At 45.8% G+C, this 14,356-nt stretch carries 13 protein-coding genes; 5 read left to right on the top strand and 8 right to left on the bottom strand.

All coding sequences use genetic code 11. The annotated features are described in order from the left end of the window. Positions 1-147 precede the first annotated feature (147 nt). The 5 genes from IEV61_RS05365 to IEV61_RS05385 are packed head-to-tail and all read left to right on the top strand — an operon-like array spanning position 148 to position 6,994. A complete protein-coding gene (locus tag IEV61_RS05365; RefSeq protein WP_188414535.1) occupies positions 148-1,227 on the top strand; it encodes an efflux RND transporter periplasmic adaptor subunit in 1,080 nt (359 codons plus the stop codon). A gap of 8 nt (positions 1,228-1,235) precedes the next feature. Next, entirely contained in the window at positions 1,236-4,355 is a 3,120-nt protein-coding gene (locus tag IEV61_RS05370) for an efflux RND transporter permease subunit (RefSeq protein WP_188414536.1), read from the top strand. 7 nt (positions 4,356-4,362) lie between these two features. Further along, positions 4,363-5,697 (top strand): TolC family protein, encoded by a 1,335-nt coding sequence (locus tag IEV61_RS05375; RefSeq protein ID WP_188414537.1) that lies wholly within the window; start codon positions 4,363-4,365, stop codon positions 5,695-5,697. 50 nt (positions 5,698-5,747) lie between these two features. Then, on the top strand, positions 5,748-6,131 hold the full coding sequence (locus IEV61_RS05380; RefSeq protein WP_188414539.1) for a response regulator: 384 nt from the start codon (positions 5,748-5,750) through the stop codon (positions 6,129-6,131). After that, the gene (locus IEV61_RS05385; RefSeq protein ID WP_188414540.1) at positions 6,128-6,994 is read left to right on the top strand and encodes an N-acetylglucosamine kinase; all 867 of its coding nucleotides are present in this window, start codon (positions 6,128-6,130) and stop codon (positions 6,992-6,994) included. Before IEV61_RS05380 ends, IEV61_RS05385 begins: the two co-directional genes overlap by 4 nt. A gap of 695 nt (positions 6,995-7,689) precedes the next feature. Here IEV61_RS05385 and IEV61_RS05390 read toward each other — a convergent pair. From IEV61_RS05390 to dapF, 8 genes are all read right to left on the bottom strand, one after another. Then, positions 7,690-9,117: a hypothetical protein gene (locus IEV61_RS05390; RefSeq protein ID WP_188414541.1), complete on the bottom strand. Its 1,428-nt coding sequence runs from the start codon at positions 9,115-9,117 to the stop codon at positions 7,690-7,692. A gap of 138 nt (positions 9,118-9,255) precedes the next feature. Beyond that, positions 9,256-10,056: a hypothetical protein gene (locus tag IEV61_RS05395; RefSeq protein ID WP_188414542.1), complete on the bottom strand. Its 801-nt coding sequence runs from the start codon at positions 10,054-10,056 to the stop codon at positions 9,256-9,258. A 6-nt stretch (positions 10,057-10,062) separates the two neighbouring features. Continuing rightward, positions 10,063-10,545, bottom strand: coding sequence for a heavy-metal-associated domain-containing protein (locus IEV61_RS05400; protein ID WP_188414544.1), 483 nt, complete (start codon positions 10,543-10,545; stop codon positions 10,063-10,065). An 83-nt stretch (positions 10,546-10,628) separates the two neighbouring features. Further along, a complete protein-coding gene (locus IEV61_RS05405; protein WP_188414546.1) occupies positions 10,629-11,030 on the bottom strand; it encodes an HYC_CC_PP family protein in 402 nt (133 codons plus the stop codon). A gap of 107 nt (positions 11,031-11,137) precedes the next feature. Further along, positions 11,138-12,334, bottom strand: a complete 1,197-nt coding sequence (locus IEV61_RS05410) for an MFS transporter (RefSeq protein WP_188414547.1) — start codon at positions 12,332-12,334, stop codon at positions 11,138-11,140. Between the two features lie 33 nt (positions 12,335-12,367). After that, positions 12,368-12,742 carry a hypothetical protein gene (locus IEV61_RS05415; RefSeq protein WP_188414548.1) on the bottom strand — a complete coding sequence of 125 codons (375 nt, stop codon included), beginning with the start codon at positions 12,740-12,742 and terminating at the stop codon, positions 12,368-12,370. Between the two features lie 10 nt (positions 12,743-12,752). Next, positions 12,753-13,424 carry a hypothetical protein gene (locus IEV61_RS05420; protein WP_188414549.1) on the bottom strand — a complete coding sequence of 224 codons (672 nt, stop codon included), beginning with the start codon at positions 13,422-13,424 and terminating at the stop codon, positions 12,753-12,755. Positions 13,425-13,456: 32 nt separating this feature from the next. Then, the gene (gene dapF / locus IEV61_RS05425; protein WP_188414550.1) at positions 13,457-14,281 is read right to left on the bottom strand and encodes a diaminopimelate epimerase; all 825 of its coding nucleotides are present in this window, start codon (positions 14,279-14,281) and stop codon (positions 13,457-13,459) included. Positions 14,282-14,356: the final 75 nt, after the last annotated feature.

The raw sequence follows: 14,356 nt of genomic DNA on the forward strand, positions 1-14,356 counted from the left end.
AAAGCATTCAGCACTTCATATTTAAACGCCTGAAATTGGTATGTTTACCGTTGAAGCTACGTATGGATTAAATGGATGCGGCAGCGATGACAAACTAATGCACCCAGGCAGAAGCCATTGACGTAAAAAGCAACTTTTAACACGCAAATGAAGATACGATACATTGTTTATATAGTTATAGCACTGCTCATAGCTTTCCTGGTTTACAATAAGCTACACGGCGACAGCAAAAAAGAAGGCATGGGCCAGGGCGGCGGCGGTGGCAAGGGCGGCAAAAAGGGCGGCCCCGTACCGGTAATGGTGCAAATTGTAAAAGATACGGTTATGAATAACACCATTGATATTACCGGCACCGTTGACCCTAACGAGCGTGTAAACTTGATTAGTCAAACAGCAGGTAACATTACCGACATCTACTTTAGTGAGGGAACTCATGTAAACAAAGGCCAGGTATTGGTTAAGGTGTATGACCAAGATTTACAGGCTACCTTAAAGCAAACCCAGTATCAAATTGCGCTGGCTAAAGAAAACGAGTACCGCAACCGTGTTTTATTGCAAAAAGAAGCGGTAAGCCGCCAGGAGTATGATACTTCTTTATCCTCATATAATACGTTAAAGGCGCAGGCCGATGTAATAAGAGCGCAAATTTCGCGCACTGTGGTTAGGGCTCCGTTTAGCGGGGTAATTGGTTTGCGTAACGTGAGTCCTGGTGGTTATTTATCGCCCTCTACAGCTATAGCTACACTGGTAAGCACCAACCCCATGAAGGTTACTTTCAATATTCCGGAGCGCTACCGCTCGTTGGTAAAGGACGGCAGCAAGATCACGTTCAACATTGCCAGTTCGCGTAAAAACTTCACGGCTACGGTTTATGCCATTGACCCTGCGGTAGACCCGGCCTCGCGTACAGTTACGGTTAGAGCGAGGGCAGCCAATCCTGATAATGAAATCAACGCAGGGGGCTTTGCCAAAATCAATTTGATCTTAGAGCAAACGCCGCGTACCATTATGGTACCTACGCAATGCGTGGTACCAGATCTGAAATCAAGCAAGGTATTCATTGCCCGCAACGATACCGCTTATGCAAGGCCTGTAAAAACCGACAACCGCACCGCTACCCAAATTGAGGTAATTGAAGGATTAAAGCCGGGCGACAGCCTCATTGTATCGGGCATTATTCAAATGCGCCCTAAAGTGCCGTTAAAGATTGTTAAAGTTCTTCACTAAAATATTCAATGAGTTTATCCTCAATAAGTATAAAAAGGCCGGTGCTGGCTACGGTAATGTCGGTCATTATTGTGGTGTTTGGCGTTATTGGCTATAAGTTTTTAGGTATCCGCGATTTCCCTTCGGTCGATCCGCCTATTATCAGCGTAAGCACCAGTTACTCGGGTGCCAATGCCGATGTAATTGAGTCGCAGATTACCGAGCCGCTCGAAAAAGCTATTAACGGGGTACAGGGTATTCGTAATATCTCGTCTACCAGTTCTGTAGGGTCGAGCAATATTACGGTAGAGTTTGATTTGGATGCCGACCTGGAAACGGCTGCTAACGATGTACGCGACAAGGTATCGCAAGCACAGCGCCAGTTACCACAAGATATTAACGCCCCGCCGGTAGTGAGCAAGGCTGATGCCAACGCCGATAATATTATTACCCTCACCGTAAGCAGTAACACCCGAAACATTACCCAGATTAACGATTACGCCGAAAACGTATTGCAGGAAGCCTTGCAAACCATACCCGGCGTAAGCCAGATCAACTTACAGGGTCAGCGCCAGTACGCCATGCGTTTATGGATTGACCCCAACAAGCTATCGGCATTAGGGGTAACCGCTACCGACATCAGCGCGGCATTGGCCCAAGAGAACGTGGAGTTACCGGCCGGTAAAATATCGGGTAACAATACCGAGGTTACCGTGCGTGCCCTGGGTAAACTGGTTACCGAAAAAGATTTTAACAACCTCATTATCCGTGCCGATAGCAACCGCGTTATCCGTTTGAGCGATGTGGGTTATGCCATATTAGGTTCGGCAAATGAGGAAACTGCCTTTAAAGAATCGGGCGTACCGCAGGTTGGTTTGGCCGTGGTGCCGCAACCGGGTGCTAATTACGTACAGATAGCCAAAGATTTTTATGTAAGGCTGGCACAGGTAAAAAAAGACCTTCCTCCCGATATTAAACTGGAAGTAGCGTTAGACAATACCCGCTTTATTAACCAGTCTATTGAAGAGGTGGAAGAAACGCTGGCTATATCCTTTGTGCTGGTAGTTATTATCATCTACTTGTTCTTCCGCGATTGGCTCATTGCTTTCCGCCCGCTGATAGATATCCCGGTATCGTTGATCGGGGCTTTCTTTATCATGTATGTGTTCGGGTTCTCTATTAACATTTTGACCTTGTTAGGTATTGTACTGGCCACCGGTTTGGTGGTGGATGATGGTATTGTGGTCACGGAGAATATTTATAAAAAGATAGAGGGCGGTATGCCGGTAAGGCAGGCCGCCTTCGAGGGTTCGGCAGAAATTTTCTTTGCGGTTATTTCTACGTCGGTAACGCTGGCGGCTGTGTTTTTACCTATCGTATTTTTGCAGGGATTTACGGGGCGCTTGTTCCGGGAGTTTGCGGTGGTAGTAGCCGGGGCAGTATTAATATCAGCATTTGTGTCGTTATCATTAACGCCTATGCTTAATGTTATTATGGCACGCAAAAGCAATAAGAAATCGGCCTTTTACGAAAAAACAGAGCCTTTCTTTGAGCGCATGACTAACGGGTATACCGAAACGTTGATCTCATTTATGAAATTTAAATGGGTATCGGTAGGTATCCTCATTGTGTCTATCGTATTGGTGGGCATCTTAATTAAGATCATCCCATCGGAATTAGCTCCCTTAGATGACCGCAGCTTGCTTCGCTACACCGCAACCGGGTCTGAAGGTGCCACCTACGAGTTCATGAACAAGTATATGGATAGGGTGGCTCAACTGGTAGAAGATTCTATCCCCGAGGCCAACATTAATATCGAGATCGTATCGCCCGGCTTTGGTTCGGCTTCCACCAACTCGGGGTTTGGCCGTATTGGTTTGGTAGCGCCCGATAAGCGTACCCGAACGCAGGCCCAAATAGCCGATTGGCTAAACGCCAAACTCAAACGTTTTCCGGATGCCCGTGCGCTGGTAGTGCAGGAGCAAACCATAAGCGGCGGCGGTAGCGGTGCCCGTACCTCGCTGCCCGTACAGTTCGTAATTCAGAACCAGGATTTTGAGAAGATCCGTAAGGTATTGCCCGACTTTTTTACCGAGGTAAGCAAAAGCCCTATCTTTTCCAGTTCGGATGTGAACCTTAAATTTACCAAGCCCGAGTTACGTATAACCACCGACCGCGACCGCGCGCGCGATCTGGGTGTGTCGGTGGCTTCCATTTCGCAAACGTTACAGTTATATTATAGTGCCGGCCGCTTAGACTACTTTTTAATGAGTGGCAAGCAGTACCAGGTTATAGCCCAGGTAGATCGTGCCAACCGCGACGAACCCCTGGACCTTAAATCGGTTTATGTACGGAGCGATAAAGGCCAGCTGATACAGTTAGACAATGTGGTTAAAGTAGAAGAAAGCGCTGCCCCACCAGCCATTTATCACTTTAACCGTTATAAATCGGCCACGGTACAAGCCGGTTTGGCCGAGGGTTATACTATTGGCCAGGGTATTGAAGAAATGCAGCGCATTGCCAATAAAATGCTCGACCCAAGCTTTAGTACTGCCCTAAGCGGTCCATCGCGAGATTTTGCCGAAGGATCATCCAACATCTTATTTGCCTTCGGTTTTGCCTTGCTTTTGATCTACTTGGTATTGGCCGCCCAGTTTGAAAGCTTTATGGACCCGGTAATTGTAATGCTTACTGTGCCGTTGGCTATCTCGGGGGCATTCATTTCCTTATGGCTGTTCAACCAAACGTTAAACATCTTTAGTGAAATTGGAATGATTACCCTGGTAGGTTTGGTAACCAAGAATGGTATCCTGATAGTAGAGTTTGCCAACCAGCGTATGGAGCATGGCCTTAAAAAATATGATGCCGTGGTTGAAGCCGCCACCGCCCGTTTACGCCCTATTTTAATGACCAGTTTTGCGGTAGTGTTAGGTGCCGTGCCTATTGCCTTTGCCTTGGGTGCAGGTGCTAAAAGCCGGGTATCATTAGGTATTGTTATTATGGGCGGTATGATGTTCTCGCTCATTTTAACGCTATATGTGATCCCGATGATGTATGTGTTGCTGGCCGCCAAAACCCGCCGCGACCCTGATACCGAACCACCGGTAGATACTACGCCAAAAGAACCCTTATTAATTGAAAACCTGTAAGCTGTTTATGAGATCAAGTAAATTTATCTGTCTTGTTTTGAGCTTAATTATAGGGGCAACTACTGTAAGGGCGCAAAACAACAAGGTGCCTAACGCCCCCATACTTACCCTTAAAGATGCTATTGAGATATCGCTGCAAAATAATTACGATATCCGCCTGTCAAGAAACACATCGGTTATTGCGCAAAACAACGTAACCCTGGGTAACGCCCGCTTTTTGCCTACGGTAACGGGCAGCTATACCATTGCCAACAGTATTCAAAGTACCACGCAAACCCGGTCAGACAGTACCGTGAACCGTATTAATGGTGCCAACAATACCGGCAGTAATTATGGGGTAGACCTAAACTGGACCATATTTGACGGCTTTAACATGTTTGCCACGTATGATGCCTTGAAGCAGCGCAGGCAATTAGGCCAGGTGCGTTTGCAGGATACTGTTCAGCGTACGGTTGCAGCGGTAATAACCACGTATTTTGACCTTATTAACCAGCAAAAGCAAATTGAGGCTTTGCAAAGTGTTATTGCCATTTCGCGTACGCAGCTACGCTATGCTAACGACCGTTTCCAGGTAGGCCGCGTGGCGCGGTTAGATGTGTATAATGCACAGGTGGCGTTGAATACCGATACGGCCACACTCATTGGCCAGCAGCAAACCTTTAAAGCCAGCAAAATTGAACTGAACCGTATCCTCTCGCGCGATCCGCAAACAGAGTTTAACGTGGCCGATACCATTGTGGTAGATCAAGGCCTTATTTTAGCCAACATCATTAACCAGGCGCAAACACAAAACCCGACTATTTTGTCGGCGCAAATTAGCCAGCGGCTATCCGAAATCAATCTGAAACAGATCAGGGCTACGCGTTACCCGCAGGTATCGGTTACTACGGGTTATACCTGGAGTAACAGTAGTAATCCGGCTGGTTTTGCACGGGTGCAAAATTCGAGAGGCTTAAACTACGGTTTGGCGGCTACTGTAAATATTTTCGACGGTTTTAACCAGTGGCGAAGAGAGCGTAATGCCAAACTGCAAATAGACAACTCAAAATTAAATTCGGCACAAACCCGTATAGAGGTCGAAGCGCAGATCAGCAACTTATTCAGCAGCTACCTTTCGGGTTTAGAATTGATTAAGCTGGGGCAGTCAAATGTAGAACTGGCCCGTAAGAGTTTAGATATTTCGTTAGAGAAATACCGCCTGGGTACCATTACTCCACTGGAAATCAGGGAGGCACAGCGTAATTTTTTGAATGCCCAGTCAATTTTCTACAATTCGCAATACCAATCTAAAGTTGCCGAAACTACCTTAAAGCAAATAACAGGAGCAATTAGCCTTCAGTAAAAAGTAACTGTTATTTTTTTATTTGAGTTAAAAGCATAAATTTGGTCACAATGTTCAATGGCTATAAAACCTGTTTACTGATAGACGATAATTACATCGATAATTTTGTGACGCGCAGAATATTGGAAAGCAGTAATTTTGCCGAAAAAATTATTGTGCAACAATCTGCCGCGGCAGCCATTGACGCCATTAGAGACGGTTCTATTAGGCCAGATGTTATTTTTTTAGACCTGCGTATGCCTCTCATGAACGGCTTTGAGTTTTTGCAGGAATACGACAAACTGAAAGAACAGGACAAGAGCGCTACTAAAATATTCATGCTTTCTTCATCGTTAGACCCGGTTGATGTAAAGCGCTCGGGCCAAAATAAATACATTACCCAATTCATCCATAAACCGCTTACCCAAAAAATACTGGAAGAACTAAGCGCATGATATTAGTAGCCGATAGCGGATCTTCAAAAACCGACTGGGTGCTGGCATCAGATAAGCAAACGCCGGTAAAATTTAGCACAGGCGGCTTAAACCCCTACTTTTTAACCGAAAAGGAAATTATTAAGATCATACAGGAGCAGGCTCCCGTTATGGTAAACCATTTTCCGCTAATTGAAGAAATTTACTTTTTTGGCGCAGGCTGTTCCAGCCCTGATAAGCGCGAGGTGGTTTCTAATGCCCTCAGCCAGCTTTTTCCGCGTGCCTTTATTAGTGTAGACAGCGACTTGCTGGGTTCGGCGTATGCCACCTGCGGTCATCGCAAAGGTTTAGTATGCGTATTAGGTACAGGCTCAAATATTTCTTACTTTAACGGTGAAGAGGTAGACGCCGGCAAGCATGGCTTGGGTTATATTTTGGGCGATGAAGGCTCGGGTACGTGGTTTGGCAAAACTTTAATTACCCAATACCTTTATGATACCATGCCTGCCGAGGTAAGCACCTTGTTTAAAGCCGCCTTTCCCATCAGCAAGAATGATGTGATAGAGAACGTGTATTTGAAAGGAGCAGGCAACTCTTACCTGGCCTCGTTTGCACGCTTTTTAACCGATATACAACACACGGCCTACGGCAAGGCCCTGCTGCGCGAGGGACTGCTCGAATTTATTAATGTTAACATTAAATCGTACACACAATACCCCGAATACACCTGCCACTTTGTAGGTTCTATAGCCTACTTTTTCCGCGAAGAATTGAAAGCTCTCTGCGAAGAAAGTGGCGTAAACGCCGGCAAAATTATACGTCAACCCATTGATGAACTCGTCAGCTTCATCGTCTCCCGTAACCAAATACAAGCGGGCGAGTAGCCGCGGGTGTAGTTTCCCACACACGTTAGCCGTACTATAAGGCGCCAATCCTGCACAGCAACAAAGCACCTGTTACTTTGAGCCTGTCGAAGACTTAGCAAAGCGACGAATGCTTCGACAAGCATAGCATGACAGATTTGATAAACCCACCGTAAGTTCAAGCGTCCACTCTGCACGACAATATAAGACCTGTCAGTCTGAGCCTGTCGAAGACTTAACCAAGCGGCGAGTGCTTCGACAAGCTCAGCATGACAGATCAGTCAACCATCGCACATTAAACGTAAGCGTGGACGCTTACACCAAGATACGCACAGGCATGGACGCCTGTACGGGCGGTAGTAAATATTTAATGAGCTAAAAGCACTGCCCAATTCTTTTCCTCCCGCGGCATCAGTGTTTTGCGGGTAGCACCAGCCTATTTAAAGCACTAACTTTCATAGCAAATAAACGTAGCCGCAAGTTTTTTCACAGTTATTTGTTGTTGGTGTTCATGAGATCGCTTCGCTATGTTTTCTTTGGTTACTTTCTTTTTGTACAAAAAGAAAGTAACATCCACTGCCGTGAGGCAAAGCACATCCTAATCTTAACAAGGCACAGTTCAAAGTAGCAGCATCAACCCAATACCTTGCAACCAAGTAGGCGGAGGGTCGAGCGGCGAATTCTTCGACAAGCTCAGCATGACAGGTTAATTATTCTTACATATTCATTCCACTCATATCCATACCCGCTTTATGCTGATGCCCACCCATCATCTTCATTAACGATGGACTGATGCGGATATAAACCTCAAACCCTACCGGCATACGGCCATAAAACGGCTGAAGCATTTGGGGCGAAAAGTTGAGCGTAGCTTGTGCACCTACACGCAGGTCGGTATTTTTAACGGTGGTCAGGATACGGTTAGCACCGACGGTTGCCGCCTGGATGTTAAAGTTTGGATCTGACGGGAAAATATGGAAGTCGAGTTCGTGGGCATCTTTGCGTACATAAGTATAGCTGCCATACAGCGCCGTTTTGTGCAGTTGCAGATTACTCTCGAACACCAGCCCGGGCAGGGTTTTACCGTTATTGCTGTAATGGTTTTGCCCGTAAACCAGCGTTGCATTGAAGTGGCTATCCTCAGCTAACCTCTTGGCATACATAGCCGATGCGGTAAATAGTTTTACGTTTGCCTGCGGTTCCAGCGCTTCGGGGCTTTTGATCCACCCGTGCGATACTTGCAATGCCCAATTTTTTGACGGATTGTAAGATAAACGCATGGCGTACGAATCAAATTTTGGTGCATCAAAACCATAACGCTCTTCATCAGGCTCCCGGCCTTTGAAGGTAGATCCTTCTATTTTTAGGTCCTTGTAACGGAAACCTAAAGTGGCTACACCGAAGGTAATATGCGTAGCATCGGCATAGTGGTGCTGCAAGGGTGCATCGGGGTTATTGGTGGCCGATAGCCGGTGCATAAACACCGGCGGACCCAAAGCCGGTTCGGCCGGGTAACCTACAGATACATAAACATCAGTATTAGGGGCAATACGTTGCGCGTAGGAAATGTTGAGTTCGGCAAACAGGTCGTGCGGGTGCTGGCGGTCTACCAGTTTTTGTCCTTTGTAAGATTCGCCGGTTTGATAAAGCAACGGATAGCCGTCTAACCCCACCAACAGCGGGTCTAAAGAGATCATGGCATTGGCCGAGAATAAGCCGTTGCGGCCAACCTTTCGCTGGGTCATGCCCATAAGCCAGTTTGGTGCGTCGAACTCGCTGCCGCCGCGGGTTCCTTTATTAAACAGGTCTTGTTTAGTATAGCGGGCAAACACGTTGCCGTGAACCATGCTCATCCACTTTTTGCCATGCACCATGTATCCGTACACAGGTGTTTCATCAGGCACCCAGGAAGTACCCGAACCATTTCGGCTCATAGGCAAATCGCGCGAGAGCTGGCTGCTCATCATCATTTGTGTAGTATCGGTTTGTTCCTGTTTAGGAATTAAGCGGTGACGACTATCAGGCGGGTTCATCTTTTTACGATGCTCGCTGTGAGCGGCGCTGTCCATTTGCATATGGTCGTGTTGCGCTAATGCTATCGTGGTTGATAGCAGGGTTATCAGGAATATGATATATGTTTTCATTAGAGTTTGTAAATCCTTATTGTCATCTCGAACGATAGTGAGAGATCCTGTTTAGTAAGACAGGTTGACGACTGGTTACATCGAACAAGATTTCTCACTATCGTTCGAAATGACAGCATGCATTAAAAGGAATTGTTGTTAGAAGAGGTTAAACAAATTATACTCTACCCTCACCAAATACATGTTTTGCGTATTACGCACCATGCGGTTGGTTAAGGGCGTGCGGTACGAAAGGTCTACACGCAGCACGCTGTTAAAAATAAACTGTACGGCGGGGGCAATGTCCAGGTAACTCTGGCCTTTGCCCGGGTTGGTTTTACCCAGCAATTCGGCATACAGGTTAATGTTAGTTTGCTCGTAGTTAGTATACTGCTTAGGAAACATCAGGTACCCGGCAGATAGGGTGTAGCCCACGCTGTTACGCGTAAGTGGCTCATAACCTCCCCGGTTTTGAAATGCACGCAGGTAACTTACCGAACCCGACAGGGCCAGCTTATGCAGCAGTTGCGTAGCTACAAGGCCGCCCTGCATACCCGAGTTATCGCCCTCCAAGGCAATTTCCTGATTAGGAATGGGATTGCGGATGCTGGCTACCTTGGCAAAAGCCGCTACCCTAAAATGCCGCTGCACCGAATCGGCCGAATAGAGGCGATACTTGGCATAAGCACTTACGCCCTCAAAACGTTGCTTGCTTTGGTAATAGTCGGACATGTAGAGCGTGCTATGCACCATAAGGTTCCTGTTCACACCATACATCAACTCCAGGATGCTTCGGTTTTTAAACCCTGGCTTAAAGTAACCCTGGTTCTCTAACCTGATACCTAATGAGTTGGCGGCCATATTACTGGCGGGCTCGGTGTTAACGTATAACTCCTGCGCCATGGCAACGCACGCGCAAAGCAGCATACCTATCGTAAGCCGTATTACTTTACTGAACATAGCTGCTTAAATAACCAGTTGGTAAGCCTTGCCGTTAGCCGCGGCATTATACTTTTTCACCACAGCCGCAGGTGCAAAACCCTTATTCACTACGGTTACGGCTACTTGGCCGTCCAGTTCTTTACCGGCACTGTTAAGCACCTGGAAAGTATCGCCGGCATAGTTAAAGCTGCTGTTGCTCACCTTGAGTTTGTCAAAATCGAGCGTGGCTTTAAGCTGGTTAATGGAGAAACCCGCGCTTTGAACTTTTTTGCTCATTTGCTCCAAACTTACCGGGGTATTGGCCTTAAAAGTAATGGTAAATAAGTTGCGGTTAAGGTCGGGCTTAATATCGCTGATGAAGGGTAAAGTACGCAACGATTTTTCGGTTGCCTTGGAGCACATGGAGCAGGTGAGACCGCTTACCTGTAACTCGGCTTTAACAAATTGGGCTTTGGCTGCGCCGATAGACACCGCACATAGAAATATGAAGATTTTTAAAGTTTTCATGTAATAATCAATAAATAATTGTGGAAAAATGAACAGGCATGAACCGTTTAGGCCATGCTTTACATAGTACAATTATAAATTGATCAGATACGGATGTTGCAGTTGCGGATGAACGCAGCCACCTTACTACCGGGCTGCCTGGCCGGCGGACCGCGGTCAAAGAATTTTTCGAGCAGGGCTTTTTGTGCCGAAAATACAAAGTCTTCGAAAGGCAGCTTAGGCATTTCAAAGGCGAATACTTTAGCTAAAAACGAGGATTGCTGCGTTTCATGGGCATCTTTAACCTTTACATCAACCTGATGGTTTTTGCAGCAGTTCATTTTCATGCCGCAGGTGGCACCAGTTTTTTTAGCATCCTTGTTAACCGGGGCGGTAATTTTCACCGAGGCTACTTTGGCGCCGCAGTAATGTAAGTTCAGGGCGAAGCCTAACACCGTAATGGTGTATAAGATGGCTAAACTTAATGCTCCCGACCTTTTAAACATGCAGCAAAGGTAAGGTGGAAAATAATGCAAAGCAAATTATTTTAAAGATAACTTACTGAAAAGTATGATGTTATAACACTTACCCAAACCCAGGAAGCAACCGTTCGTTATTCTCCAACGCTTTGTATTGAAGAGCTTTGCGTTTCTTTCCTGTTATTAAATAATGCGGCCAAACCCAGTATAGGGCCTATTGCTAATAGCATGTACAGGTAGGTAGCATTGGCTTCGGTACGCAGTGCACTAACCAATTGTATACTAACAATGGTGATAAAAAAGCCGATGCAGTTGACTATAGTAAGCGAAGAACCTTTGGAATCGGCTGGCGCATTTTGCGCTACCAGGGTCGAAAACATAGGCGAATCGGCAATGATAACTACACTCCAAAAAAGCATAAAAGCCAGCAATAAGGTTATCTGTCCTTGGGCTATAAACAACGGAGAAATCAGGCAACACAGGCAAGAGAGCAGCAGTGCTATAGTGGCAGTTTTTTTTGCGCCCCAATATTGCGACACGTAACCGCTTAATACACAAGATAATGAACCCATCGCTATGATTAAAAACGACCACAAGGCAACGTTCAGTTGAATGCCCGGATGACGTTGTTGATAGGTTATTAAAATAACCGGCACAAATACCCAAAAGGCATATAACTCCCACATGTGCCCAAAATAGCCGAAGGCAGCAGCTTTAAAACGGAGATTGCGAAAGCTATTTAAGGAAGCTTTCCAGTTTGGTTTTTTGCCGAGTACAGCGTAAGGGCCTTGGGGCACCAGCAAATACATGGCTATGCCGCCCAAAACCGATAACAGGGAGGTAGCCGCTACGATATACTGCCACGGAAAGCTTGCGGACAGGCCCTTTAACAAATGTGGAAAAGCCGTACCAATAACCAGTGCTCCTACCAAATACCCTAAAGATTTGCCCAAACCTTGCTGGTAATGGTCGGCCGCTATCTTCATCCCAACTGGGTAAATGCCCGCTAAGAAAAAGCCAGTGGTAAAGCGGAAAGCAAGTAATGTTAAGGTCGTAATGCCCGGCAAGCAAATACCCAGGTTAATTATTGCTGCGACAATAGCGCATACCATGAATACCCGGGTGGATAAAAAACGGTCGGCTATACTCAACAACGCAAACACCAGGGTACCGGTAATAAAGCCGGCCTGTACAGCGCTGGACAGGTAAGCTAAATAGGCAGGCTCAAGCTGCAGTTGCCTGGCTATATCGCCAATTACAGCATTGCCTGCAAACCACAGCGAAGTGCAAAAGAATTGTGAGATCACAATAACAGGGAGTATCCGCTTCATAGTTAGCAATCGGGTTGAAGGTTTATGAAACCCTTATTCCTGTTCAAAAATGTACCCCTCTACGGCACCGCATAAAATGAAGTCGTTATCGTCTTCGGAGATGCCGTCGTACCCTTCTTCGCTTTCATCCGGATCGGCCGAGAAGTATATTTTGCTGCCGATGTGATAAAATTTACATGAATCTATTTGGTAAGGCTCCGCCGCCGGGTTGCCTTCAAAGCCATTTTTATAGATATCAGTAAAGGTGAGCATCACATCAGCATCGGTATAAGCCAGCTCAAACAATATACTTACCGCCGGACCACCCTCCACCTCGTGGAGTTTGTAACTTTTAATGGTTGCATTAAGCAACGTAAGATCGTTAACGAGGTAATTAATTATGTCGGAATTATAACCTATAAGTTTCATGTGTTATACTTTAATTCAAATCAATACCAAACAATACCCCTATCCAGGGTTTGCCATGGTATATCCAGCTGCTGCGATTCTTATCTACTAAAAAATCGGTGCCAACGGCCAAGCCTATGTTAAACTTCTTGGCATCGTAAATACCGGCAAACCCACCGTTAATAACAAAGCCGTCGTATTCGTAATCTATAGCGTTTTGTGTTACGTACGGGTTCATAGCTACAGAGCCGAGGCCAATAAAGCCGCCGTAACCGTAACCCGCACCGGTAAGCTGCAGTTTAGAGTTTCCCCGTGTTTTAACATTCTTAATGGTATAATTGTCCCGGCGCTTTCCTAAGTACAAAGCCGCATCAAAATCGGCGGTTAGCTGCTCAGGAAAGCCTCTGACCGATGGTCTTATTTTAAAGGGAACAGTTAAAATATCAACATCAAAGGTGTTGCGGTGCAATTTGATCTGCTTAATATCCCACAGGTTTACGATAAACGGCTTGCTATGTTCTGTAAGTGGTGTAAACATAAGCGTGGTATCAGAAACCTGCTCTATATCCATTTTTACCAGCTGATGCACTTGGCTTACCGTATCAAACAGCTGGTAGTCTTTAGGCTGAATGAGGTAAGTATCGGTAGGTAATTGAGTGATAGAGTGTATGCTTTTACAAGAAAAGCATACACATATAATCATAAAGCAAATGTAGATATAGTAGCGTTTAACCATTATGCAGGCTGATTTACAGCTTTATGGTCGGCTGTATATTCTGCCTCTATCTCTCCCTCAAAAACCTTTACCGCCGGGCCTTCCAAAAATATTTGGGTAAATTTTAAGCCATCGTAATTAAAGCGGATGTTGAGGTTACCGCCAAGCACTTTAACGGGTGTGCTAATCTGCCCTGTCAAACCATTTTCTTTAGCCATTGCCAGCGCAACGGCGGTAACACCCGTACCGCAGGCATAAGTTTCATCTTCTACGCCACGTTCGTAAGTGCGTACAAAATAGCCATTATCTAAAGGCTCAACAAAATTTACGTTGATGCCTTTGGCCAGGTAGGTAGGATTGTTGCGAATGGCATAACCCTCGTTGTAAACATCTTTATGTTCAAGATCGTTGGTTAGCTGCACGTAATGCGGCGAGCCGGTGTTTAATACGTAGGCATCGACATCACGGTTCACGGTATCAACATCAATCATTTGCAGGCTTACCCAATCGCCGCTTGCTGAAATTTTGGCATAATGCGGACCATCAACTGCCAAAAAGTTTGTTTCGGTACCAATTACGTTGAGGTACTTTGCAAAGGCCACAATACAGCGACCACCGTTACCGCACATGCTGCTGGGCTGACCATCGGCATTGTAATAAACCATTTCAAAATCATAACCATCGGCATTTTGCAAGAACATCATCCCATCGCCGCCAATACCAAAACGCCGATCACATAATTTACTGATTAACTGTGGATTATGGTGATCGATTTGTCCGCTACGGTTATCAACCAATATAAAATCGTTACCTGCTCCCTGATATTTGTAAAAAATAAGCTTCATTTGATGTTTAAGTTAAAACAGGCCAACACCTTACAACAACGTAATTGTAATATGATTAGGCATTTAACATTTTTT

Source organism: Mucilaginibacter galii (genome assembly GCF_014635825.1).
Lineage (GTDB): Bacteria > Bacteroidota > Bacteroidia > Sphingobacteriales > Sphingobacteriaceae > Mucilaginibacter > Mucilaginibacter galii.